The following is a 24,005-nucleotide window of genomic DNA, read 5'->3' on the forward strand; positions in this document are numbered from 1 at the left end:
CGACATGAAAAAAATACACATATATCTTACCGTGGCTGGCTTGCTGTTTGGTGCAAGCTCGTGCGATAGTGGTTTTGAAGATGTAAATAAAAACCCGGTATTGGCAACTACGACCGATCCGGCCTATTTGTTTTCAAATGCACAATTCAGTGCTGCAATCGCCACTTTTAGTTACCAGAGTGAAATTGTTCAACAAATAAACACGCCGTATACGGGCGTTGTGGAAGGTGGAAATCACAATATCGTTTATGATCCGAGTTCAAATGTCATGTTCAATTCCATGTACATTGGTGGTAATACTGGAAGTGGCCCGGTGAACCTGCTTAAAACGATTATGACGCTGACAAAGGATAATCCGTTGAGAGCCAATATTTATCAAATGTCAAGAATCTGGAAAGCTTACGCATTTATGGTTTTGGTGGATACCTACGGTGACGTTCCTTATTTTGATTCAGCAAAAGGTTATACGGATGGAATTAATCTTCCAAAATATGATGACCAGAAATTGATCTACGATGATATTTTAAAGGAACTTGACGAAGCTACGAAAGCTTTGGACGCTACTAAAAGTATTGAAACAGGCGATTTGTTTTACAAAGGAAATATTGCACAGTGGAAAAAACTTGGTAATTCACTTTTACTTCGGGCTGCCATGCGTCTGATCAAAGTGGATGAAGCCAAGGCCAAGTCCTATATTACAAGAGCCGTTGACCCTGCAAACGGTGGTGTGATGACAGCCAACACCGATAATGCTTATATCGCTTTCAATACCACTTTCAACAACCCGAATGCGAACTTTTTCCAGGGAACTGAAAGAGCTAATGTTTATCTTGGCAAGCCATTTATTGATTATTTGAAAACTACTTCTGATCCAAGAATTAGGGCTATTTCTGTCAAATATGCAATTCCAGCAAACCCGTTATCAACTGCTGGAGCCGAAAATACAGAGCCGGCGGATCAGTTGGGCATGCCTTATGGTTATAATGAATCCACGCTAACCACTGCACCAGGATACCCTGGAAAAACAGGCTCAGCATTCAATTATTCACAAATTAACCGTCGGACCGTTGGTAAAATTGACGCACCCGAATTCTTTATTACCTATTCTCAGACACAGCTTCTTTTGGCTGAGGCAGCATTTAGAGGATATATTTCAGGCGACGCAAAAACTTTCTACGAGACAGGCGTGAAAGCGCATATGAATCAGATGGCACAGTTTGATGTTTCCGCCACCATTCCGGCTGCCAGCCAGGACGCTTATCTGGTTGCCAATCCGTTTGATGCGGCTAATGCCTTGAACCAGATTAATACACAATACTGGGTTTCGTCATTTCTTAACGGATCAGAAGCCTGGGCCAATTTCCGCCGCAGCGGTTTCCCAACACTCACCAAAAATCCATATCCCGGCGCTGATCCTTCTGTAAAAGATTTTATCCGCAGACTGGTTTATCCGGTACGTGAAAAATCGGTGAATACTGTGAACTACAATGAGGCTATTGCCCGTCAGGGGCCTGATGAATTGGGAACTCATGTCTTTTGGGATAAATAATTTTTCAATAATTAACACGGGCGGAAGCCAAGCCGCCTGTGTTCCTAACCGATTAATCTTTACTTAAACCTACCTTACCTATGTTAAAAAAAACAATGCTGCTGCCAGCACTTTTATTTGTTTCCTTTTTAAGTAATGCCCAGCCCATTTCTCCGACGGCTGACCAGATTAAAGCCTTAACGGCAAACTGGAAAGGTGAACGTTCGGCAGACGGAAGACCGAAAGTTTCTGACGCAATTCTGGCACGACTGAAAAACATTTCTATTGAAGAAGCCTGGGGCGTTTTACGAAACAAAGGCTATCAAAATCAATACGAAGGCGACTGGCAATTAATCCATCCGGATAGCGCCATGACGGGCCGTGTTGTAACTGCACAATACGTTCCCCTCCGTCCCGATTTCCAGGATTACATAAAAGAAACGGGTAAAAAAGAAGGCCGAAATCCTGCGGGCGGTACAAACTCCTGGCCGATTGATGTGCTCACAAATGGCGACGTGTACGTGGCCGACGGTTATGGAAAGATTGCAGACGGAACGCTGATCGGTGACAATCTGGGAAATTCAATTTATGCCAAATCCAAAAGAGGTACCATTTTCTACGGTTCTGTTCGTGATGTGGAAGGGCTCAGTGAAATCAAAGGATATAATGCCTGGATCAAAGGTTCTGATCCATCTTATATCCAGCAAATGATGCTTTCGGGTATCAATGTTCCTATCAGAATTGGCCGCGCTATTGTATTACCAGGAGATGTGGTTCTGGCAAAAAAATACGGTACTATTTTCATCCCGGCTCATTTAGTAGAGGATCTGGTTTTGACTTCTGAGGTTACTGCCCTTCGCGATGAATTTGGTCATCTAAGACTGCGTGAAGGAAAATATACACCGGGTGAAATCGATACAAAATGGACGGACGCCATTTCAAAAGATTTCCTGAAATGGGTCAATTCATATCCTGGACATCTTCCAATGACCAAAAAAGAACTTGACGATTATTTGAAAGAACGTAATTATTAAAAAAGCTATCGGCTGTCGGCAATCAGCTTTCGGCCTTGTTGATTAACATTTCCTAAATATCTTATAATATGAAGAGTGTCTTAAAGCAGATCATTGCATCAAATAAAGAAGTTGAAAAAGCTGAAAAGCTTGCCGTACAAACTGAAATAAGCGATCCGGCAACGAAGGATAGTCGCCGTAACTTTTTGAGAAAATCAGCCGTTGGAGGCATCGCTTTGGGTAGCTTTATGTCGATGTCTATTGAAGATACTGTCGCTCAGGCTACTTCAAAAGTTAACCGCGCTTCAAAACCTTCTGAATTAAAAATCACAGATATTCGCTATTGTGTGATTCAGAATGTGGGTCGCACGCCAATTATACGCATTGATACAAATCAGGGAATTTATGGTTTGGGAGAAGTACGCGATGGTGCCGATGAACGTTATGCGCTGATGCTGAAAAGCAGACTTTTAGGCGAAAATCCATGTAATGTGGAAATGCTTTTCAAAACCATCAAACAATTTGGCATGCACGGACGCCAGGCTGGTGGTGTTTGCGGTGTTGAAATGGCACTTTGGGATCTTTGTGGAAAAGCTTATAATGTTCCGTGCTGGCAATTGCTTGGCGGTCGATATCGTGATAAAGTAAGATTATATGCAGATACTCCTGAATTTGAAAGTCTGGACGAATTTAAACAAAAAATAAAATTCCGTACCGAAACCCAAGGTTATACCTGGTTGAAAATGGATATTTCCATTGGTATGTTAAAAGGAAAAGAAGGTTCGGTTGTAAATAATAAGGTTTGGGGCGGAGGATTTTCTCAATGGTCGGGTGATTATAATTCTTACGCAAATACAAAACATCCATTTACTGCGATCCAAATCACGCCAAAAGGTTTGGAAGAAATGGCAAAAGTGGTTGAAGACGTCCGCAGTATTGTGGGTTACGAAATGCCAATTTCATCCGATCACTACGGTCATTTTGACTTGAATAATGCAATCCGTTTAGGAAAAGCATTGGACAAATACAGACTGGCCTGGCTGGAAGATATGGTGCCATGGCAATATACAGACCAATGGAAGCAAATTTCAGAAGCACTTGATACGCCAACACTTACAGGTGAAGATATTTTCCTGAAAGAAGGTTTCCAGCCGCTAATTGAAGCCCGTGCAGTTGATATTATCCACCCGGATCTTGCTTCGTCCGGCGGGCTTTTGGAAACGAAAAGAATTGGTGATTACGCTGAGGATCATGGTATTGCGATGGCGATGCACTTTGCAGGTTCCCCGGTAAGTTTTATGGCCAATGTTCATTGTGCCGCAGCGACTCAAAATTTCCTTGCGCTGGAACATCACTCAGTGGATGTGCCTTGGTGGGAAAGTATAGTAAAAACAACGGACGGAAGAAAACTGATTGAAAAAGGTTATGCAAATGTGCCTCTGGAAGCACCAGGACTAGGTATTGAGCTGGTAGATGAAGAAGTCAAAAAACATCTTACACCAAAAGACAAATCCTACTTCGCTCCTACCGACCAATGGAATGACAAACGATCTCACGACCGTTTGTGGAGCTAAATTTTTTAATGGTTAATGGTTAATGGTTAATGGTTAATGGTTAATGGTTAATGGTTAATGGTTAATGGTTAATGGTTAATGGTTGCAAATTGAAAAAGTGCCGGTTGAGTTCCCTCATTCGGCACTTTTTTTGTTGTTAAAATGAAAATTTTATTGCCATATTTTCCATTCTGGCCTAAGGCTAAACGCCAATCGCTAACAGCCAATACCTAGCCGACATATTGAAGAAATTCAATTCTATTATCAAACGGATCACGGAATGAGAACCGGTTTCTGCCCGGAATTGGGGTCAAATTTTTTACTGGAATTCCATGGCTTTCTAATAACTGACGGGATTCTTCCAGATTATCAATTTCAAAAGCTGGATGGCGTTCCGACGAATTACTTCCATGATCGGTCATTAAATGCAACTGAATATTGCCCATTTGATACCAGATTGCTCCTCTCAAATGCGGCCGGTCAGGATCAATAATTTCCTCCAGACCTAGAACTTCTTCGTAAAATCTTCGTGCTTCTTTCTCCTGTCCTTCCGGAAAACAAAGCATAACGTGATCAATCCGTTTGAAACTAATCTTCATAACTGGGTAATTTAAATTCAATTTGTCACCAGAATTGTCATAAACAAGTTCTGATTTTAAAAAATGTGAGCATCCGTATTTTCAAATTTCTGCAAAAATCACGACTTCCTGAATAGTTTCTGTTTTTAAAAGGCAGAATAAGTGTTTATTTTACATGAGTGACTAGCTTTTCAACAAATATGATATCAGCCATTACAAAAAGTAGATTTTTTAGTACAGTAAACCCACAGACGCTTCTCTTCTTTTTTCATAACTTTTTTATCAACGTCGGAACAACGCTTGTTTACGTTTCGTCCAATATATTATTGCTTGAAAATCACCCTGAATCTTCCTTGCCTCTTGCCTATATTGCAGCCGCGCTTGCGGTGATGGTTGCCGGACAAATCTATGAACATTATGAACATCATCTGGTGCTTGAAAAGCTAAGCCTTGGCACCATGTTGTCGTCTCTTTTCATGGTTTTGGTGGTGATGATTTTGTTATGGGCCGGACACGGAATGGCAACAGCGGTGGCAATTATGGTCGGTTACCGTATTATCTATTTACTTATCAACCTGGAATTCTGGGGATTATCTGCCATCGTTTTTGATGTGCGTCAAAGCAAAAGATTATTCAGCGTGATCGGTTCCGGTGACATGCCTGCAAAAGCACTTGGTGCAGTTTTGGCGGTTATTATCCATTCCCCGTCTGTCCTGATGATCTTACTTGGTGTTTCACTGGTCTGTTTTGCGATTGCTTTTTACACCCAAAAATTAACGTTTAAGTACACTGATATTCCAAATCCGCATCACGCGAGACCAAGACAATCGGGCTTGTCGGATTCCAAATTCGTGCAGAAATATTTCAGCGGAAACAGGCTTCTTACTGCTTTATGCCTAGGAACTATTGCCATCGCTGCTGCGGCAACCTGGATTGAATACCACTTTTTTGTAAATGTAAAGTATAAATTTCACAGCCAGCACGACACGATTATTTTCATAGGTTCGCTGTTAACGGCCACTTATGTTATTTCAACTTTTGTAAAATTATTATTTTCAGGAAAAATAGTTGAGCGTTTTGGTGTAAAACTTACCTTATACCTTTTGCCGCTGACAACCGTTTTTACATCACTCGGTTTAATCGTTTCTTCCTATTTCCGGACCGATGAGCCGTCGCTTCTGGTTTATTACTGCATTGCCTATTTATTATTTGAACTGGTCCGTCGTACACTTTTCGATCCGGTTTTCCTGGTATTTTTCCAGCCACTTTCAACTAAAAATCGTTTAAAAGGTCACACGCTTGCCAAAGGTTTTTACGAGCCCCTTGGTATGCTCATTGCCGGTATTTTGCTTTGGGTGATTTACACCATGAAGTGGTCCAATATCGGTTTGACATTTGATTTATCATTATTCTTTTCACTCGCCGCTCTGCTAATTTTCAGAAAAGCATATGCAGAATATGTTCTTGAACTAAAAAGCGCCATTAGTAAACGATTCCTGAAAAGTGGAGAAATGGCCTCACCTGGCGAGGCATTACCTATTATCCGGGAAAATCTCAAAAGCGAAAAGAAGGAAGAGGTGATCAATGCTATCGCATGGCTTGTGAAAAATAAACCTGCAACATTTTTCAAAAATGCAGATTTTCTTTTGAAAAACCCTTCGGAATTAGTCCGCCTAAAAACCCTGGAAGCGTTGGTACAAACCGGAAAATACCAGCCGACAGAATCATTTTATAACTATATTGAAAATGAAACCGACACGCCATCACAAACTCTTGCAGTTCAAATTGCGGCAGCTTCAGATGCGTTAACAAGTGAAAAACTGGTTCATTATCTCTCTCATACTGATCTGGATATCGTCAGAGGAGCCGTTATGGGTGCGAGGCAATCCGGTAAATCTCCAACACTCATACGGCAAACAATTAACGAACTTTTTCTTTCGGCTGACGATAACGCACGTTCAACGGCGCTGGATTGTGTGGAGGATATTGATATTGAACCGTATCGGCAGCAAATTAAAAATGCGCTGAAACAAGATTCTATACGCATTCAAAAAAGAGCCATCGAAGTTATCGGCACCAGCGGCGACAAAGCGATGGTGCATGATCTCCAACCGTTTCTTTCGGGGTCTTTGTCCAAAACAACAAGTTTGGCTTTGGTAAAATCCGGAGAAACCGGGACCATGATTCTGCTTGAATGGCTCAACCGGACAGATTCTCAAAAAGATCTGTTATCCTTTTTGAAAGCCGCGGAAAAACAACCTAATCCTGCTATACTGCCGGTTTTATTTAATCTGTTGACAAGAATTTATCAAAGTAAAACAAATCCCAATATCGGTTCTCCGCTGACACTGCGCGTACATACGGCTGCATTACGGACGCTGACACATTATATTTTGAATGATGAGTACAAGATTTTGCTACAAGAGTTCCTGGAAGTTGAATTAAATCATGCATATCAGATTCTCAGCGCGACAGAAGTTGATGTAGAAAACGGTATCTGGCAATCTTCGTTACAGTATGAATTACAGCAGACCAATCAGCGATTATTCCACCTTTTCATGTTACTTTACGACAAGGATACTGTTCAAAATGCCTGGAAAGGAATAAAAAATGCTTCTCAGGAAAAACGCGCAAATTCTCTGGAAATGATTGAGAATCTGCTTCCAAGAGAATTATATCCCTCTTTAAGAGCGCTTTTTGAAGAAATTCCCTTGACAAGGAAACTCGAAGCGTTAAGGCAATACCTGAATATTCAGGATTCCGGCGTTTCTTTTGTCGCTTATGTTTTACAACAAAAAGAAAAATATTTTACCTCCTGGACGATAACCCTGGCCATTGAAAAATGGACACCAAAAAATGCTGAGATTAACACACTCGATGCATTTTCGACCCATCCTGTACGTATGCTCCGTGAGGCTGCGGAAAGAGTCTATCTGAAATTCCCGAATTATTCATTCAGTACCACAGCATTAAACACAATGAAACACGCCGAAAACGTACAGCAAATCTCAGAAATGGAAAGAGTTATTGTATTAAAAAATACAAAACTTTTCTCCCAAACGCCTGAAAATGTACTGAGCTCTATCGCACCGATTATGAAGGAAGTTATGTATCAGGAAGGGCAGGAAATTTTTGCAAAGGGCGATCCGGGTGACAGTATGTTTATTATTTATTCCGGTGAAATCGGGATTTATGACGGGCCAAAACAACTCGCATTATTTGATAAGGGTGAAATATTCGGAGAACTTGCATTGCTGGATACCGAACCACGTTCAGCCTCAACCGTTGCAGAATCTGATGTTTTGCTGTTCCGCGTGGATCAGGAAGATTTCTTTGAACTTATGGAGGAACGTGATGAAATACTAAGAAATGTTTTGCGGATTCTTTGTCAAAGAATTCGCGTTCAGAATGAAAAAATGAGGGCTAGCGTTTAGTTTTCTAATCCATATCGGCCATGCCGATGGCATTTTGTAATATGTTTGCATTCACCCGAACCCCGGGTTAAAACCCGGGGCTATAATGTCGGTCATGCCGATGGCATTGTTTATATGATTTCATTTATACTAAACCCCCGGGTGAAAACCAGGGGCTATAATGTCGGTCATGCAGATGGCATTGTTTATATGATTTCATTTATACAAAAACCCCGGGTGGAAACCAGGGGCTTATAATATCGGCCATGCCGATGGCATTGTTTATATGATTTAATTTGCACTAAGCCCAGGCTGAAATTGTCGGTGATGCCGATGGCATTTTGATTTATATGTTGATCAAAGTAAGTAAACGATGTAGATGTTTTTGCTTTTCATCCTCTCTTTTTTTCATCGCAGATTCAGTATGATACTGATGCGCGCCAATAAATCTGACCTGAATCTGATTCCAGGTATTTTCGTCAGGGACGAGTTTTCTGACAAATAATTCCTGGAATAAAGTCGCTGCTATGGGTTCAAAATCGTCTCGACCCAAATAATCCAGATCTGCATCACAGATTATTTTTTCGAGATTTGTTTTGGGATTTTGAGGAATTTTAGTGGCCATGATCATACCACAAATTATTTCAATCTGTTCTTGATTATATTGAAATAATGGCAACTGTGAACGAGCAATCCGACAACCTTCTTCTTCGTGATCTTTGTAGGCATTGACAAATCCGCTGTCATGAAAAAGAGATGCCGTTTTAAGTAATTCTATCGATTCCTGATCCTCAATACCTTCTTCCTTAGCCAGAATTAAAGCGGCGTTGGTAACGTCCAATGTGTGGTGAAGACCGTGATAAAACAAGGTTTCAGATAATTCACTACCAAGCAAATCCAAAATAAATCTTTCTGACTCGGCAATATTCATGTTTTATTTATATGGCTAATTGTCAAAATAATTACTCAACAACTTCGTAAATCTGCATGGCGTCACGCTTATTTTTTAAATGTACTTCACCAATAAGTTTACACTGAAAAGCTTCTTTAATCTTATGATAGGCAGATTCCGGTACGATGATCTGCCCAGGTCCGGCGGCGTTTTGTAAACGCTGCGCCACATTTACAGCATCACCAATCACAGTATAATCCAGTCTGCGCAAAGTTGCGGAGCCAATATTTCCGCTTACCATTTCTCCCGAATTGATACCAATGGAAACATTAGGAAAATATTCAGTCTGCGTATGAAGCTCTTCCTTAAATCCGTTGATCTGGTTTCTTACGGCTAATGAAGCTTCAATCGCACGATCCAGATGATATTCACCCTTGAAAACGGCCATAATCGCATCACCCATAAACTTGTCAACCAAACCTCCATGCGCAAGAATTTCCTTGACCATGATATCAAAATACTTATTGATAAGCTTCACAACCTGGTCGGCCGGTTCTCGCTCAGAAATGGAAGTAAAACCGCACATATCCATAAAAACAACCGTCGCCTCAATATTTTCACTGGAAGTCAGCGATGTTTCAAAAGCTTCCTTGGTCATGAATTGCAGTACAGAGGAATCCACATACATTCTCAGGATATCGTTTTCCCTGACCGCTTTCAATGTTTGTTTTAGCTGATCCACGTATTTCAGCGTTTTTTCCATCGTCAGTTCAAGATCCTGGAAATTGATTGGCTTGCATACAAAATCAAATGCCCCGCGGTTCATAGCGGTACGGATATTTTCCATATCACCATAAGCAGAAACGATGACTGATTTCAACAACGGACTCACTTCACCGATTTTTATAAGCAACGTCAATCCGTCCATTTCGGGCATGTTGATATCGCTCAATACCATGTCAACATCCGGGTGTTCAGCAATCATCCGAAGTGCAACTTCACCATTTTCAGCAAAAATAAAGTCGTACTGCTGCTCACGGATCTGCCTTCGGAATTTTTGTTTTATAAGTAATTGCAAATCCGGTTCATCGTCAACCACAAGAATTTTAGCTTTCATAACGTTCCTGTAATTTTTTTTTCAATTCTGTAAAATTCACCGGTTTCGTCAAAAAGTCATCTGCACCAAATTTCATAGCCTGACTATAATTGTCCGTATCGCCATAAGCGGTAATCATCATGATTACCGGCGGGGCCAGCGGATTATCTTTTCTGATGGTTTTCAGCAATTCAATGCCACTCATTCCGGGCATATTAATATCCGAAAGTATCATCACAATTTCTGATGCATGCCCTTCAAGATAATGCAAGGCCTCTTCACCAGAAAAAGCAAAGGAAAAATTCAATTCACCATTCCGTATTTCTTTTCGGAACCTTTGTTCAAAAAGTGCCTGAACGTCCGGTTCATCATCTACGACAAGTATTTTCATATAGGAGCTTCAACTATTTTTCAATTAAACTTCTTATGCATTAACAGGAATCGTAATTTTAAATTCCGTGCTTTCACCAGGAACCGAAGTAACATCCAGCAATCCGTCATGTGATTTTGTTATAATATCATAGCTCATGGAAAGCCCAAGGCCAGTACCCTGCCCTGTTGGTTTTGTCGTAAAAAATGGTTGAAAAATCTTTGCCTTTACACTTTCAGGCATACCTGTACCATTATCAATAACTCTGATATACAGTTTATTAGCAAATAATTTTGTAATCACTTTCACTTCCGGTTTGTAATCCGGCAATGTAGGATTTTCTTTACTAAGCCTTTTCTTTTCTGCTACTGCGTAAAAAGAATTCGTGAATAAATTAAGAAAAACGCGCCCCAGATCTTGTGGCAAAACGTCAATTTTACCAATGGTCGGATCAAAATCAGTAACCAGCGTAGCATTAAATTCTTTATCCTTTGCACGTAAACCGTGATAGGCCAAACGCATATATTCATCTGCAAGGGCATTTATGTCCGTAGGTTCCTTATGTCCGGACGAAGTGCGGGAATGTTGCAACATACCTTTTACAATCGAATCTGCACGTTTTCCGTGGTGCGTAATCTTTTGTTGGTTCTGACTTAAATCACTGATAATTCCCGAGATATATTCCTTATCTGAATCTGAAATCGACGTTTTAGCAATTTCTTCTTCCAACTCCTGGCAAAGCTCCACAGAAACTTCCGAGAAGTTGTTTACAAAGTTTAAAGGATTTTGAATTTCATGTGCAATTCCCGCCGTTAGTTCTCCGAGGGATGCCATTTTTTCACTTTGAATAAGTTGCGCCTGTGTTGATTTTAATTCATCAAGCGTTTTCTGCAATTCTTCTTTTTGTCTGGTCAATTCAATTGTACGCTCGGTTACAAGATACTCCAATGCTTCTTTTTTAGCCTGATTTACTTCATCCTTTATACGTTGTGCTTCCCTTTCCTTATCCAAAACACGCTGCTGCTTTTGTGAGTTATACCAAACTGCAAACAACCAGATAAAAGCAAAAACCTTGGCTGTTACAAGATAGTCGCCGTATTGATTAAATAATTTTGTAGGAACAATAAGGCGTGCAAAATCATTAAAAAGCGAAATGGCAATAAAGGGAAATGAGCCCTGGGCAAGCGACCGGACAGGTTTAAATTCGTCCTTTGTAAATATGATCCATAAAACATAACTGACAAATGGATACCAGAGCCAGCTGACTATTTTTGATTCATCAAAAATATAATATGCTGCCATTAAGCCAATGGAAACATAGCGTGCACCCAATAATAATTTGTCCCATTCAGGCAATTTTGTAGCCGTTTCAAGCCTTTTGCGAATAAACTGAATTAGAAAGAAAGTGAGTAAAAAAAATTCCATATTCGGAAAAGGAGATTATAAACGGCGTTATTTTGAATAAAATTCTATTAGCGATACAGCTCCTATATTTCCAATTGCGATCTGCTCCGCAAATATCAGGAATGCATGAACAATGTATATATTTTCTTCTAAAATAGCTTGATTCATTAATGAAAACAAAAGGAAAACGCTAAAAAGCGGTATCACGAAAATATTAATTTAGTGTGGCAGATATTCATTAAGTCAAATTATGATCGCTGTCAGTTACTTAGATTATTATTAATGTCGATACCAGACATTATTTTTTCACCCTGGATAAAACAATTATCTTTTCCGTTCGAATTGATTTTATACTAAATCCGATTGTAAATAATGACTTATCTGGCAATTCTGTTTGTTAAGATCAGATAACTACACGTTGTGGCTTAAAAAGCAAGATTTTACGTTAGTAGATTCTCTGGCCTGTCCTGATAATTATAATTTTCAGATACTGAACTCCAAAGAATTATCAGGATTCTGTAAATAAATTCACGCCTGGCATAGGGGTTTTGTGACGCTTGGTTGTGATAAAGTTGAAAATTGTATACATCATTTTACTACTCAATCCTGGCCTATGAAAACCTTAATCGCCATTGCATTTTTTACCTTTTGTTCAACATTTTCTTTTGCCCAGGTTTTTGTTTCGGGTGTCAACATCAATGAAATTGATTCTGTAAAAGTTTGTCAGGTTACAGTTTCTTCGTACCGCAGTTTTGCTGCTCCGAACACTGTTTCGTTGGATTACGGCCAACCTGATAGAAAGGCTGTAAACCGCATTACCAATAAATTAAATGGTGAAAAAATAAAATTTAATTCTCTCGGCCACGTCCTGAATTTTATGGGAAATAATGGTTGGGTACATTACGACTCACAAGCAACTGTGGTCGGTAACGCCACTGACCAGTTCTTATATTTTAGAAAGAAATGATCAATAAAAAAGACATTATTACCTTAATATAATTTTTATAGCCATTAAAATATATTTGGCTTAAAAAGTTAAAATTAAAATTAGTTGGTTAATATTTTACATTATTTTAAAAAGCTGACGTATGTCATAATTTAAGAAGTATATATTTCTCAACTTTGATTTAATCATTGACGTTTTAACGCCTTTGAGGTGAGAAATATTTGTAAAGATCCCTGGCGCCTGTTAGGGATTTTTTATTTTAATTCAGCTTGCAAAGTGAATTTCCTCTTCAATACCAAGACAATCCAGTCAGTAGTTGATTACCGTAACCAATTCTAAATCATCAAAATATTCCATAAATAAATATTTTTCAACTTTTCTGTAACCTTTTTTCGTCCTTGCAGTTTCCACTACAAGATCACCAAAAAAGAAAAGATTTTTGAACGCGCTAACCGATAATTCGCTGATGCTTCGGGTAAAATCCGGAGACCTGGATAAAATGGGATTGCTTTTCGAGCGGTACCACAGGACTCTTTTTTCTTTCCTTTATCACATGACGGGCCGTGCTGATGCTAGTGAAGATCTTGTTCAAAATGTTTTTTACCGGATGTTGAAATATCGGCACACATTCACGGGTGAAGGTGAATTCAGGACCTGGATGTATCATTTGGCCAGAAACGTGCTGAATGATTCGATAAAACAAAATAAATCCCGGTATCACGAAAATGTGCATGAGTTGGCTGATAAAATTGGTGGAGGGATTTCAGCCGATCTTGAATTTGAGAAAAAACAAGACTCGGATATGCTTCACAAAGCCATGGGGATATTAAGTGATGAGCATCGTGAAATATTGGTTTTAAGTCGGTTCCAGGAATTGAAATATGACGAAATCGCCGGAATACTCAACATTACAGAAGGCGCCGTGAAGGTCCGGGTACACCGGGCATTGGGAGAGTTGAAGAAAGTTTTTTTTACAAATGCAAACCGAAAGAAAGCACATGACCTGTGAACATACAAAAGCTCAGTTTACGGATTGGATAAATAAAGATCCGGCTGATCCGGAACGTATCCGGATCGACAGACATTTGGCTGAATGTCCTGATTGTCAGGAAGAATTTACTTCCAGCAAACAACTTTGGGACATGATGGGCCAGGTGGAAGTGGAAGTTCCGACTGAAAAAATGCGTGTCAATTTTAACACGATGCTTGGAGAATATAAGGAAACGGTCAGAAGCCGGAATAAATATTCACTGGATAATTTTATAGATGCTATACGGCAATTTGTTATTCCTCAATGGACGGTTCAACTGACTTTCAGTCTTTTACTGGTAGGACTTGGCTGGATTATCGGATTCCGGATGAACAGAAGCGAACGTGCAGAAACCGCCTATACTCGGCAAATTGATACATTAGCAACCCAAATTCAGGAAATGCGCCAAACCATGATGCTGGCTTTGATCGAAAATCCATCCGCAACCGAACGGCTCAGAGCTGTGAGCTACACCAATGATATTACGGATGCAAATGATAAGGTAATCGATGCGCTTTTTTCAACGCTGGACAATGATCCCAATGTAAATGTGCGTCTGGTAACACTGGAAGCTATTACACAATACGCCGCGGATCCGCTGGTTCGGGAAAAACTGGTTCAGTCACTGGCAAAACAGGATTCTCCGATGGTTCAGGTTGAACTTGCTGATGTGATGGTGAAATTGCAGGAAAAACGCTCCATTAAAACATTTAGAAAAATACTTCGTCAGGAAAACCTGAACGAGTTGGTGAAAAATAAAATCGAGCAGACAATCAAAGATCTTTCTTAAACAATCAATTAATCTCAATTAGCCATGAAACAAATTATTATCCCCCTTTTGGCGGGAATGATGCTCTCTTGCGCCCAGGCACCCGCTCAAAAACTGGAATTCAAAGAACATCTGACCAAGGAATTCACAATTAAAGAAAGTATCGCCAAAAACACACTCGCCATTTATAACATTTTCGGTTCAATAAAAGTGAAAGGTTATAACGGCGATAAGGTGGTTATTGAAGTTAATAAATTAATAACTGCTGACGATAATGAAACTTTGGATGAAGGAAAAAATGAGTTTAAAGTAAACTTTGAACAAAAGGGAGATAGCGTACTTGCTTACATTTCCGCTCCGTTCGATTCCCGGCCAAACAGAAATAATCATAAATGGAATAATGAAAAGAAAATTGATTACCACTATAATCTGGAATACACTGTAAAAGTGCCTTTTTCAATGGATTTGCGGGTTTCTACTGTTAATAATGGAGATTTTCTGGTTGAAGATGTCGCAGGTTTATTAAATGTTGCAAACGTAAATGGCGCTATTAAACTGACTAATGCAAAAGGTGCTGCGGAAGTGAAAACGATCAATGGAAATGTTGACGCAAACTTTCTGGCGGTACCACAAGGAGATTCGCAGTTCAAGACCCTGAATGGGAATATTACAATCATTTATCCGCAAAGTTTGTCGGCTGATTGTCAGTTTAAAAGTTTCAACGGAGAATTTTATACCGATTTCCCTGATACAGAAACGTTGCCGGTAAAACTGGTTAAAAACCAGGAAACAAATCAAAATCAAACAACTTATAAATTAAATGCAGAAACTGCAATAAGGATCGGGAAAGGTGGTCAAATCTTCAAATTCGAGACTTTTAACGGAAATATTTATCTTAAAAAACAATCCTGATTATATGAAAACCCATAAAGTATTAGCCATTATTCTAGCAATGGCTGCAAGTGCAAAAACACTTCCTCTGCTTGCTCAGAATGACATAAAAGAACAAATTACCGTCCCTCTTTCCGACCCTTCAAAAAGCGGATCGCTTGACGTAAAACTCATTCGGGGTTCCATTCATATCATTGGATATGCTGGAAAAGAAGTCATTGTTGAAGCAGCCACCAAAGGTGCGGCGAAAAAAAATGAAGAATCGAAAGACCAGGCTGCCAAAGGTATGAAAAGAATTAGTTTCAGCAGAAATGGCCTGGATCTCACAATTGAAGAAGAAAAAAACAATGTTAGGATCAAACCAAGCATGCCGCGCAATCCTGTTAATCTGACGATCAAAGTACCTCAAAATTTCACTTTGAGAGTTGGTGCTATTAACGAAGGTGATGTGGTGATTGATAATGTGAACGGCGAGTTCGAAGTTTCCAATATTAATGGCGCCATTATGCTTAATAATATTTCGGGGTCAGTTGTAGCCAATACGGTCAATGGAAATGTAAAAGCAAATTTCAAGTCCATAAATCCGACTTCTCCTATGGCATTTTCAACACTGAACGGGAACGTTGACGTGACATTTCCTCCTACGGCCAAATTCGATGTCAAATTGAAATCTGATCGTGGAGAAATTTTTAGCGACTTCGATGTAGAAGTCGACAAAACAGAGCCAAAAGCAGTCAAAACCGCCAAAAATGGTTTATATAAGATTAGTATTTCCGACTGGGTTCAGGGAAAAGTTAACGGCGGAGGAAAAGAAGTGATGATGAAAAATATGAACGGCAATATTTATGTAAGAAAAGCCAAATAGTTGTAATTCAATATAAAATATAAATTCTGTTAAAGTTGGCATCAAAACTTTAACAGAATTTTTTATAATAAATAATTTAAAAGTACTCCTAACCCGAATGCGCCTGCAACAATTGCCTGTAACTATTCAACACACTTGATTTTGAAATAAACCCAGCGAATTTCCCGGACTCCTTAATCACCGGCAAATGCCAGGAACCAGTTTCATCAAATTTCCGTGCGACGGTAACTACCGAATCATTTTCAACGATTACGGCTTTCGGTTCTTTCATCAATTCTCCGACCGTCATACTTCCATCGGCATCCTTGTTAAATAGAATTGGCCTCAAATCGTCCAATGTTATTATTCCTACCAATGTTAGATTGTCATTTAAAACGGCAATCAGGTTTCTTTTGCCATGTTTTACCACTTCAAGTAACTCCGGGAAAGAGGCACTTTCATTGATAACCTGAGCGTCTTTGTCCAGTAAGTCCAGCGTATGTAAAAGTGAAAGAAGATTTCTATCATGCTCCCTGGTAAATATTTTGCCCTGATCAGCCAGTTTTTCCAGATCGGGAGAAATCGGTGAAAACCATTTTGCCATTAAAAAAGATATCACAGAAACAACCATTAAAGGAATAAAAAGGTCATATCCTGAACTTGATTCTGCTATCAGGAAAATAGCCGTTAAGGGCGCATACAAAACACCGCTCATCACACCAGCCATACCAACCAGGATCATGTTGGTCATCGGCACATCCGTAATGCCGGCTTGTGTACATAGTAACGCCAAAACATAACCCAGAGAACCACCCGCAAAAAGTGAAGGTGCGAAGTTTCCGCCATTACCGCCACTGTAAATCGTGATCGAAGCTGCAAAGGCTTTTAACAGACAAACAACTGCGACAAAAACGATAATTACCCATTCACGATAAGCTATATATCTAAAAAAACTGTTCTCGATAACTTCTTTGATTTCACCGTTGGTGAAAGATTTAATAGTTTCATATCCTTCACCAAAAAGTGGGGGATAAAGCACACAAAGTATTGATAAGATCGCGCCGCCAACCATTGCTTTTCGCAGCCTCGACATTTTCAAACTATGAAAAAATTCTTCGATATAACGCGTAATTACAAGAAAATATCGGGCATATAATCCGCAAAGAATTCCCAGGATGAAGTAAAAAGGAAGATTATGATAATTGAAAGAATCTCTGGTATGGAAAAGAAAAAGTACCTCTTCTTTTAATAAAATACGCGAAATTAAACTCCCGCAAACCGCCGCTACCACAAGCGGAATAAAATCGGAGAAGACAACGCCTGTCAGCAAAATTTCAAATGCGAACATCATACCGGCAATCGGTGCATTAAAGGCGGAAGCAATACCCGCTGTGGCACCTGCCGCAAGCAGCAAAGTCCGTTCTCGAAAATCCAGTTTATATGTTTGTGCAAAATTTGACCCTATGGCTGCACCCGTAACAGCAATGGGACTTTCAAGTCCGGCTGAACCTCCCAAACCTACCGTTATGGCACTTTGAACGATTTGAGAGTACATTTTTACGGGAGAAACATTGCTGGCATTCTGTGCAATTTCATACAGGATTACAGGAATTCCCTTTTTGTCAAGACCCTTGAAAAAGAACTTGACAACCAGCGAGGTAATTACAATTCCTAAAAATGGAAAGATCAAATAGAAAAAAATCTGGTCTTCGAAATGGACTTTGTAGGTAATGACGTAATGAATGTAATGTACCAGGGATTTTAAAACGACACCGGCAAAACCAGCTGTACAACCTACGAGGATACCGGACAGAATCAAAAACTGACTACGAGTCAGAATACTTTTAAGCCAGAACATTACAATTTCATAACTCTTGACTTTATGCATACTAAACCGCGTAAAGTCACGCTTGAATTTTAGAAAATTGTAATATTTTTTAATGTTTCGATTCTTCACTCTAATTCTTTTGTCGCCAAATTAACATCTTTTTAGAGCAAAATTGTCATCATTCAATCTGTTTTGTAAAAAAAAACGTATTAATAAATATAGGACACTTCATTAACAACGATTCTTTTGTTTAAACAGGATTTAATAGTGAATTAATTTTCACTTTTCTTTCATTTTTTCTACTTTATAAAATTCACTTCATCAACAAACAAAGACTTATGATTACTTCGCTTAAAATAATTTTCACCATCCTGCTAGCCTGGATGATTTATGTGGTGATTAGTACAAGCCTGGCAAGTAATCTTTTTACCGAATGGGATTTTCTGGGATCCATTCCATGGATGCGCGCAACACTTTGGGATTTTTACACCAATGCGTTCATCATTTATCTGTGGATTTTTTATAAAGAATCATCAGTGTTCTTAAAAATTGTGTGGCTTTTACTTATGTTTTTCCTGGGAAGCATCGCCAGCTGCGCTTACATTTTAGTCGAACTTTTCCGATTGAAACCAAGCGAAGGACTTTCGGATTTATTTGTTAAAAAACATGCTTAGTTCCCTCGTGCTGACCGTTTTGATATGCCTTATTGTTTGTGCCTTCATTATGGGTATGGTTTGGCTTTGGGCAAAAAAAATAAAAAACGCCGGAGTAGTTGATATTTTCTGGTCATTTAATTTTCCTGTCATTGCTATATTATTATTAATTCTGGCGGACGGATTTGTCACAAGAAAATGGTTGATATGCGGCATGGTTATTCTCTGGGGTTCCCGCCTCGGTATCCATCTTGGCCGGAGAGTTATTAAACATTTACATGAAGAAGAAGGTCGTTATGCACAACTCCGGAAAGAATGGGCGCCAAAAGCTGAGCAAAAATTTTTCACTTTTTTCCAGGCTCAGGGTTTGTCGAATGTCTTTTTATCCATTCCATTTTTCATTATTACACAAAACAAAAAGCCGGAATTATCAATTTTTGAATTTTTTGGATTGGGTTTTTGGCTAATTGCAATCATTGGCGAAGCAACAGCTGATTGGCAGCTTGATAATTTTAAGAAAAATCCTGACAATAAGGAAAAAGTCTGTGATACCGGTTTATGGAATTATTCACGCCATCCCAACTACTTTTTCGAATGGCTGATCTGGATGTCCTTTTTTATCTTTGCGCTTGGTTCTCCTTCTGGATTCCTGGCTATTATCAGTCCGGCCATTATTCTCTACTTACTTTTTAAAGTAACCGGAATTCCTGCTACCGAGGAACAATCCATCCGGTCGAAAGGGCAATTGTACATTCAGTATCAGCAGACTACAAGTGCTTTTTTCCCCTGGTTCAAAACAAAATAACTACAATTCCCCGAATAAATCCGATTAGTATAAATCCAAGAGGGCGCCACAGACGTACATTCTACAAATTCCCTTTCTAACTCATTAATAAATTGCCATGTGGTACGATCAGTTATTAGTTAATGATAAAATTCCCGACTTTTTGTTACGTTTAGGCATCCGGAAATATTTAAAGCAACGCCTCGACGATGAAAATCAGGGAAGTGCAGAATATCAAAAATTGTATTTATTGAATTTTGTAGAGAAATTAAAAACCTTTCCGATTGCAGTAAACACAGCAGATGCAAACGAACAGCATTACGAAGTACCCACTCCGTTTTATCAGTATTGTCTAGGTAAAAATCTAAAATATTCCTGTGGCTTTTGGAAAGACGGTGTTACCGATATCAATACCTCTGAAAACGACATGCTGGAAATAACCTGCGAAAGAGCCGAACTGGCTATCGGTCAAAAAGTACTTGAACTGGGTTGCGGCTGGGGTTCTTTGTCCTTGTTTATGTCGGCAAAATATCCAGAAAGTTCTTTTACCGTCGTTTCCAATTCCCGCACTCAAAAAGAATACATTGATCAGCAGGCCATTGAAAGGAATATCAAAAACCTGAAAGTGATCACGGCTGACATGAATGCTTTTGAGATTAATGAAAAATTTGATCGCATTGTTTCGGTTGAAATGTTTGAACACATGCGCAACTATCAGCTGCTGATGAAAAAAGTGGCTTCATTCCTGAAAGACGATGGAAAATTGTTCGTCCATATTTTCACACACAAAGAATACGCTTATCTTTTTGATGTAAAAGATGAAACCGACTGGATGAGCAAATATTTCTTTTCAGGTGGCGTGATGCCAAGCAACGATTTGCTTCTTTATTTTAATGAAAACATGCAGATTGAACAGCAATGGCTTGTCAATGGAACACATTACGCTAAAACTTCGAAAGCTTGGCTAGACAATATGGATGCACATAAAGCTGAAATAATGCCACTTTTTGAAGCAACCTATGGAAAAGACAAGGCTGTAAAATGGTGGGTTTACTGGCGGATATTTTACATTTCGTGCGCGGAATTATGGAATTTCAATCATGGCAACGAGTGGATGGTAAGCCATTATCTCTTCCACAAAACCCGCTAGTGATGGCAAAGCTTATTATAACGATTATTCTTTTTTTGATTTCGTTACTAACCGTTTTACCTGCTCCTGCATTCTATTTATGGTTGCTTGCTATTGCGGTTGATGAATTTCCATGGATTTTTGCAGCGCTTGTTTTGGTCATTATTTTTATCAATTTCAAGTCCTCGTCTTTTCAGTTGCCTACAATGATCCTTGCAGTGATTTCGCTTGGATTATATCTTTCACCCATGGTCAGATCTTATCTGGTGGGAAGAGATTTGGAGAAAAATATGGCGGCTGCTTTTGGGAAAATGAGCAAAAAAGATGCGTTTGATTTCAGTCCGTTTTCATATGCGCAAATGTTTAGGGCAAAAGGTATAACGTCTTATCAAACCGTTAGTTATTTCAAAAAGGATACGATCAATTTGAAACTTGATTTTTACCCTTCTCAAATAAAAGGTAAAAAACCATGCGTAGTTGTGGTGCACGGAGGTTCCTGGAAAAGTGGAGACGGTAAGCAATTGCCAGAACTTAACAGCTATCTGGCAAAAAACGGATACCATGTTGCAGCTATCAATTATCGTCTGGCACCCGAATTTCAAAGTCCGGCACCGGTTGAAGATATTGGAAATGCTTTTCGTTTTTTAAAAGAAAAAGCAACGGAATGGAATATTGATACGTCAAATTTCATTTTACTTGGTCGTTCCGCCGGAGCGCAGATTGCTTTGCTTGCAGGATATACTTTGAATGAAACGGGCCTGAAAGGAATCGTCGATTTATACGGACCCGCCGATATGGTTTGGGGATATTCGATCCCTTCAAATCCGCTCATTATGGATTCCAGAAAAGTTATGCAGGATTATCTTGGTGGAAATTACAGCAATCATCCGGAAAAATTCGAGAGGAGTTCGCCTCTGCTTTCTGTCACAAAACAGTCGCCACCTACCCTTCTTATTCATGGAGAAAACGATGTTTTGGTTGCCTATGAACATAGTCGTAGGTTGAATGCCAAGCTGGAAGAAAATGGTGTAAAGCATTATCTGGTAACACTTCCCTGGGCCACTCACGCTTTTGACTACAATTTGTACGGCCCCGGCGGACAAATTTCCACATACGCTATCTTGTATTTTTTAAAATCTGTAACAGAATAACGATGCTTAAAACAGCAATTATCGGAACAGGAATCGCGGGAATGGGCTGCGGCCATTTTTTGCATTCGACAGATGATCTTACATTTTATGAACAAAACGATTACATTGGCGGACATACCAATACGGTAACCGTTGATGAAGACGGGAAACCGGTTTATATCGATACAGGTTTTATGGTTTTTAATTTTGAGACCTATCCAAATCTTTGCAAATTGTTTACTAAAATTGGCGCTCCGTTCAAAAAAACAGATATGTCTTTCAGTGTCCAGCACAAACCTACGGGACTGGAATACAGCGGATCAAGTCTGAATCATTTGTTTGCCCAGAGAAAAAATATTTTCAATATTTCTTATTTAAAAATGCTTTCTGAAATTTCAAGATTCAACAAAGAAAGTGTCAAAATACTGGACGATCCACATTATGCCAATTACTCAATCGGACAGTATATTAAGGAATTCCGGTTTAGTGAAGATATGCTCTGGAAATATCTGGTTCCGATGAGCTCCGCGGTTTGGTCAACGCCCATGGAACAAATGCTCGATTTCCCTGCGGTAACGTTGATCCGCTTTTTCAAAAACCACGGTTTTCTGGGATTGGATACACAGCATCAGTGGTATACATTGCACAAAGGCAGCCAGGCTTACAGGGAAATACTGATCAAACCCTTTAAAGATAAAATCCATTTAAATCGTAAAGCAGTAAAAGTTTCGCGTACAGATGATAAAGTGACCGTACATTCAGCAGATGGCTCTTCCGAAGTTTTTGACAGGGTAATTATTGCCAGTCACGCAGATCAGGCACTTTTGATGCTGGACAACCCGACGAATCTGGAACAGGATGTTTTATCAAAATTTAAATACCAATACAATAAAGCCGTATTACACAGCGATGAAAACATAATGCCGAAAGCCAAACTGGCTTGGAGCAGTTGGAACTATCGTATTCAGGAAAAATATAATGAGTTGATTCCGAGCACTATTTATTGGATGAATATGCTGCAACAGGTTTCAGAAAAGAAAAATTACTTTGTTTCGATCAATCCGCATGACGATCTGGACGAGAAAAAAATAATCAAAGAAATCGATTATGATCATCCGCTCTTTGACGTGCCCGCCATTCATGCGCAGGCTTGTCTGAAACTGTTGAATGAAAACGGACCGGTTTATTTCTGCGGCAGTTATTTTAAATATGGCTTCCACGAAGACGCATATACCAGTGCGGTAGAATTGTGTAATAGTTTGAAGAAAGTAAAAATTTCGGGTACGACAATCTATTGAAATTCTTTTGTCGTATATCCTTGTATGAAACGGGACACGCTAAATTCCTGCATGTACAAGGCAAGCGTCATGCATAACAGAATTCTTCCAAAAAAGCATCAGTTCAAGTATGACATTTTTATGTTTTACCTGGATCTTGCTGAATTGGATGTGCTTACTGCAAAATTCAAATGGCTGAGTTATAATCGTTTTAACCTGTTCAATTTCAGGGACAACGATCACATGCAGCTGCCACGCCAAAATCCGGACAAAAATAAAAGTACAAGGGAACACATTACCCGGTTTTTGTATGAAAACGGAGTAGAAATTGGTAATGGAAGGATTATGCTTCTCACCAATTTATGTACTCTGGGTTATCAGTTTAATCCGGTATGTTTTTATTTCTGTTTTGATGAGAATAACAATCCGGTTTGCTCGGTAGCAGAAGTTTGTAATACCTATAAAGAAATAAAGCCGTATTTCATGGGTGCGGAAGCGTTCAGTAAGGATCATTTTCATCTTTACACTTTTAAGAAATTTTACGTTTCGCCGTTTACCGAAGTGGATAATTATTTTGATTTCAATTTAAAAATCCCGCAGGAAAATTTAAACATAGCCGTAAATGACCATGATGAACTGGGTAAGTTGTTTTTGCTGAGTAAACTTTCCGGAAAGCGAGAAGAACTGACAGACAGCAATATGATTCGGTATTTTTTCAGTATTCCATTGATTACCATGAAGATAACTTTTTTGATACACTGGCAAGCTTTGAAGCTCTGGTCAAAAAAAATTAAGTATCATAAAAAAGCGGATAACCTTGAATTGCAAACGGAAGTTTTCCGACGATATAAATCTCAATAGGCCAGACACTATCATC

21 protein-coding genes are annotated in these 24,005 nt (G+C 39.3%); 15 read left to right on the top strand and 6 right to left on the bottom strand.

Features of this window, described 5'->3' with window-relative positions:
• Nucleotides 1–4 precede the first annotated feature (4 nt).
• From FZF08_RS04785 to FZF08_RS04795, 3 genes are all read left to right on the top strand, one after another.
• Nucleotides 5–1,549 (top strand): SusD/RagB family nutrient-binding outer membrane lipoprotein, encoded by a 1,545-nt coding sequence (locus FZF08_RS04785; protein WP_159467502.1) that lies wholly within the window; start codon nucleotides 5–7, stop codon nucleotides 1,547–1,549.
• Between the two features lie 80 nt (nucleotides 1,550–1,629).
• Complete coding sequence (locus tag FZF08_RS04790) at nucleotides 1,630–2,562, top strand: RraA family protein (protein ID WP_159467503.1); 933 nt, start codon at nucleotides 1,630–1,632, stop codon at nucleotides 2,560–2,562.
• A gap of 68 nt (nucleotides 2,563–2,630) precedes the next feature.
• Nucleotides 2,631–4,115 carry a mandelate racemase/muconate lactonizing enzyme family protein gene (locus tag FZF08_RS04795; RefSeq protein WP_159467504.1) on the top strand — a complete coding sequence of 495 codons (1,485 nt, stop codon included), beginning with the start codon at nucleotides 2,631–2,633 and terminating at the stop codon, nucleotides 4,113–4,115.
• A 209-nt stretch (nucleotides 4,116–4,324) separates the two neighbouring features.
• Here the strand turns inward: FZF08_RS04795 and FZF08_RS04800 are convergent, their stop codons facing one another.
• Entirely contained in the window at nucleotides 4,325–4,693 is a 369-nt protein-coding gene (locus FZF08_RS04800) for a VOC family protein (RefSeq protein ID WP_159467505.1), read from the bottom strand.
• Nucleotides 4,694–4,872: 179 nt separating this feature from the next.
• Between FZF08_RS04800 and FZF08_RS04805 the strand changes: the two genes are divergently transcribed.
• Nucleotides 4,873–8,106 (top strand): cyclic nucleotide-binding domain-containing protein, encoded by a 3,234-nt coding sequence (locus FZF08_RS04805; RefSeq protein ID WP_159467506.1) that lies wholly within the window; start codon nucleotides 4,873–4,875, stop codon nucleotides 8,104–8,106.
• Nucleotides 8,107–8,431: 325 nt separating this feature from the next.
• On the opposite strand, the gene FZF08_RS04810 is transcribed toward FZF08_RS04805, so the two are convergent.
• From FZF08_RS04810 to FZF08_RS04825, 4 genes are read right to left on the bottom strand one after another with little or no spacing between them, the layout of a single operon-like run.
• Nucleotides 8,432–9,016: an HD domain-containing protein gene (locus FZF08_RS04810; RefSeq protein WP_159467507.1), complete on the bottom strand. Its 585-nt coding sequence runs from the start codon at nucleotides 9,014–9,016 to the stop codon at nucleotides 8,432–8,434.
• Nucleotides 9,017–9,047: 31 nt separating this feature from the next.
• Complete coding sequence (locus FZF08_RS04815; RefSeq protein WP_159467508.1) at nucleotides 9,048–10,094, bottom strand: adenylate/guanylate cyclase domain-containing protein; 1,047 nt, start codon at nucleotides 10,092–10,094, stop codon at nucleotides 9,048–9,050.
• Nucleotides 10,084–10,464 carry a response regulator gene (locus tag FZF08_RS04820; protein WP_159467509.1) on the bottom strand — a complete coding sequence of 127 codons (381 nt, stop codon included), beginning with the start codon at nucleotides 10,462–10,464 and terminating at the stop codon, nucleotides 10,084–10,086. Before FZF08_RS04820 ends, FZF08_RS04815 begins: the two co-directional genes overlap by 11 nt.
• A gap of 33 nt (nucleotides 10,465–10,497) precedes the next feature.
• Complete coding sequence (locus tag FZF08_RS04825; RefSeq protein ID WP_159467510.1) at nucleotides 10,498–11,868, bottom strand: sensor histidine kinase; 1,371 nt, start codon at nucleotides 11,866–11,868, stop codon at nucleotides 10,498–10,500.
• 592 nt (nucleotides 11,869–12,460) lie between these two features.
• On the opposite strand from FZF08_RS04825, the gene FZF08_RS04830 reads away from it, so the two are divergent.
• The 5 genes from FZF08_RS04830 (at nucleotide 12,461) to FZF08_RS04850 (ending at nucleotide 16,348) form a co-directional block, all read left to right on the top strand.
• Complete coding sequence (locus tag FZF08_RS04830; protein WP_159467511.1) at nucleotides 12,461–12,814, top strand: hypothetical protein; 354 nt, start codon at nucleotides 12,461–12,463, stop codon at nucleotides 12,812–12,814.
• Between the two features lie 445 nt (nucleotides 12,815–13,259).
• Nucleotides 13,260–13,802 carry an RNA polymerase sigma factor gene (locus tag FZF08_RS04835; protein ID WP_159467871.1) on the top strand — a complete coding sequence of 181 codons (543 nt, stop codon included), beginning with the start codon at nucleotides 13,260–13,262 and terminating at the stop codon, nucleotides 13,800–13,802.
• Nucleotides 13,771–14,613 carry a zf-HC2 domain-containing protein gene (locus tag FZF08_RS04840; RefSeq protein WP_229216416.1) on the top strand — a complete coding sequence of 281 codons (843 nt, stop codon included), beginning with the start codon at nucleotides 13,771–13,773 and terminating at the stop codon, nucleotides 14,611–14,613. Before FZF08_RS04835 ends, FZF08_RS04840 begins: the two co-directional genes overlap by 32 nt.
• 24 nt (nucleotides 14,614–14,637) lie before the next feature.
• Nucleotides 14,638–15,504, top strand: a complete 867-nt coding sequence (locus FZF08_RS04845) for a DUF4097 family beta strand repeat-containing protein (protein ID WP_159467512.1) — start codon at nucleotides 14,638–14,640, stop codon at nucleotides 15,502–15,504.
• Nucleotides 15,505–15,508: 4 nt separating this feature from the next.
• On the top strand, nucleotides 15,509–16,348 hold the full coding sequence (locus FZF08_RS04850; RefSeq protein ID WP_159467513.1) for a DUF4097 family beta strand repeat-containing protein: 840 nt from the start codon (nucleotides 15,509–15,511) through the stop codon (nucleotides 16,346–16,348).
• A gap of 88 nt (nucleotides 16,349–16,436) precedes the next feature.
• On the opposite strand, the gene FZF08_RS04855 is transcribed toward FZF08_RS04850, so the two are convergent.
• A complete protein-coding gene (locus FZF08_RS04855; protein ID WP_159467514.1) occupies nucleotides 16,437–18,215 on the bottom strand; it encodes a chloride channel protein in 1,779 nt (592 codons plus the stop codon).
• Nucleotides 18,216–18,493: 278 nt separating this feature from the next.
• Here FZF08_RS04855 and FZF08_RS04860 point away from each other — a divergent pair, with 278 nt between their 5' ends.
• From FZF08_RS04860 to FZF08_RS04885, 6 genes are all read left to right on the top strand, one after another.
• Nucleotides 18,494–18,829, top strand: a complete 336-nt coding sequence (locus FZF08_RS04860) for a DUF1475 family protein (RefSeq protein WP_159467515.1) — start codon at nucleotides 18,494–18,496, stop codon at nucleotides 18,827–18,829.
• Nucleotides 18,822–19,613, top strand: a complete 792-nt coding sequence (locus FZF08_RS04865; RefSeq protein ID WP_159467516.1) for a DUF1295 domain-containing protein — start codon at nucleotides 18,822–18,824, stop codon at nucleotides 19,611–19,613. The genes FZF08_RS04860 and FZF08_RS04865 overlap by 8 nt, the downstream gene beginning before the upstream one ends.
• 97 nt (nucleotides 19,614–19,710) lie before the next feature.
• Nucleotides 19,711–20,742: a cyclopropane-fatty-acyl-phospholipid synthase family protein gene (locus FZF08_RS04870; protein ID WP_159467517.1), complete on the top strand. Its 1,032-nt coding sequence runs from the start codon at nucleotides 19,711–19,713 to the stop codon at nucleotides 20,740–20,742.
• 2 nt (nucleotides 20,743–20,744) lie between these two features.
• Nucleotides 20,745–21,872: an alpha/beta hydrolase gene (locus tag FZF08_RS04875; RefSeq protein ID WP_159467518.1), complete on the top strand. Its 1,128-nt coding sequence runs from the start codon at nucleotides 20,745–20,747 to the stop codon at nucleotides 21,870–21,872.
• 2 nt (nucleotides 21,873–21,874) lie between these two features.
• Nucleotides 21,875–23,149 carry an NAD(P)/FAD-dependent oxidoreductase gene (locus FZF08_RS04880; RefSeq protein WP_159467519.1) on the top strand — a complete coding sequence of 425 codons (1,275 nt, stop codon included), beginning with the start codon at nucleotides 21,875–21,877 and terminating at the stop codon, nucleotides 23,147–23,149.
• Nucleotides 23,150–23,200: 51 nt separating this feature from the next.
• Entirely contained in the window at nucleotides 23,201–23,989 is a 789-nt protein-coding gene (locus FZF08_RS04885) for a DUF1365 domain-containing protein (protein WP_159467520.1), read from the top strand.
• Nucleotides 23,990–24,005 lie beyond the last annotated feature (16 nt).

The sequence above is a fragment of the Dyadobacter sp. 3J3 genome (genome assembly GCF_009801115.1).
Classification (GTDB): domain Bacteria; phylum Bacteroidota; class Bacteroidia; order Cytophagales; family Spirosomataceae; genus Dyadobacter.

Coding starts and splice junctions, on each gene's coding strand:
- FZF08_RS04785 (WP_159467502.1), top strand. CDS start 5: ATGAAAAAAATACACATATATCTTACCGTGGCTGGCTTGCTGTTTGGT.
- FZF08_RS04790 (WP_159467503.1), top strand. CDS start 1,630: ATGTTAAAAAAAACAATGCTGCTGCCAGCACTTTTATTTGTTTCCTTT.
- FZF08_RS04795 (WP_159467504.1), top strand. CDS start 2,631: ATGAAGAGTGTCTTAAAGCAGATCATTGCATCAAATAAAGAAGTTGAA.
- FZF08_RS04800 (WP_159467505.1), bottom strand. CDS start 4,693: ATGAAGATTAGTTTCAAACGGATTGATCACGTTATGCTTTGTTTTCCG.
- FZF08_RS04805 (WP_159467506.1), top strand. CDS start 4,873: ATGATATCAGCCATTACAAAAAGTAGATTTTTTAGTACAGTAAACCCA.
- FZF08_RS04810 (WP_159467507.1), bottom strand. CDS start 9,016: ATGAATATTGCCGAGTCAGAAAGATTTATTTTGGATTTGCTTGGTAGT.
- FZF08_RS04815 (WP_159467508.1), bottom strand. CDS start 10,094: ATGAAAGCTAAAATTCTTGTGGTTGACGATGAACCGGATTTGCAATTA.
- FZF08_RS04820 (WP_159467509.1), bottom strand. CDS start 10,464: ATGAAAATACTTGTCGTAGATGATGAACCGGACGTTCAGGCACTTTTT.
- FZF08_RS04825 (WP_159467510.1), bottom strand. CDS start 11,868: ATGGAATTTTTTTTACTCACTTTCTTTCTAATTCAGTTTATTCGCAAA.
- FZF08_RS04830 (WP_159467511.1), top strand. CDS start 12,461: ATGAAAACCTTAATCGCCATTGCATTTTTTACCTTTTGTTCAACATTT.
- FZF08_RS04835 (WP_159467871.1), top strand. CDS start 13,260: ATGCTTCGGGTAAAATCCGGAGACCTGGATAAAATGGGATTGCTTTTC.
- FZF08_RS04840 (WP_229216416.1), top strand. CDS start 13,771: ATGCAAACCGAAAGAAAGCACATGACCTGTGAACATACAAAAGCTCAG.
- FZF08_RS04845 (WP_159467512.1), top strand. CDS start 14,638: ATGAAACAAATTATTATCCCCCTTTTGGCGGGAATGATGCTCTCTTGC.
- FZF08_RS04850 (WP_159467513.1), top strand. CDS start 15,509: ATGAAAACCCATAAAGTATTAGCCATTATTCTAGCAATGGCTGCAAGT.
- FZF08_RS04855 (WP_159467514.1), bottom strand. CDS start 18,215: ATGCATAAAGTCAAGAGTTATGAAATTGTAATGTTCTGGCTTAAAAGT.
- FZF08_RS04860 (WP_159467515.1), top strand. CDS start 18,494: ATGATTACTTCGCTTAAAATAATTTTCACCATCCTGCTAGCCTGGATG.
- FZF08_RS04865 (WP_159467516.1), top strand. CDS start 18,822: ATGCTTAGTTCCCTCGTGCTGACCGTTTTGATATGCCTTATTGTTTGT.
- FZF08_RS04870 (WP_159467517.1), top strand. CDS start 19,711: ATGTGGTACGATCAGTTATTAGTTAATGATAAAATTCCCGACTTTTTG.
- FZF08_RS04875 (WP_159467518.1), top strand. CDS start 20,745: ATGGCAAAGCTTATTATAACGATTATTCTTTTTTTGATTTCGTTACTA.
- FZF08_RS04880 (WP_159467519.1), top strand. CDS start 21,875: ATGCTTAAAACAGCAATTATCGGAACAGGAATCGCGGGAATGGGCTGC.
- FZF08_RS04885 (WP_159467520.1), top strand. CDS start 23,201: ATGTACAAGGCAAGCGTCATGCATAACAGAATTCTTCCAAAAAAGCAT.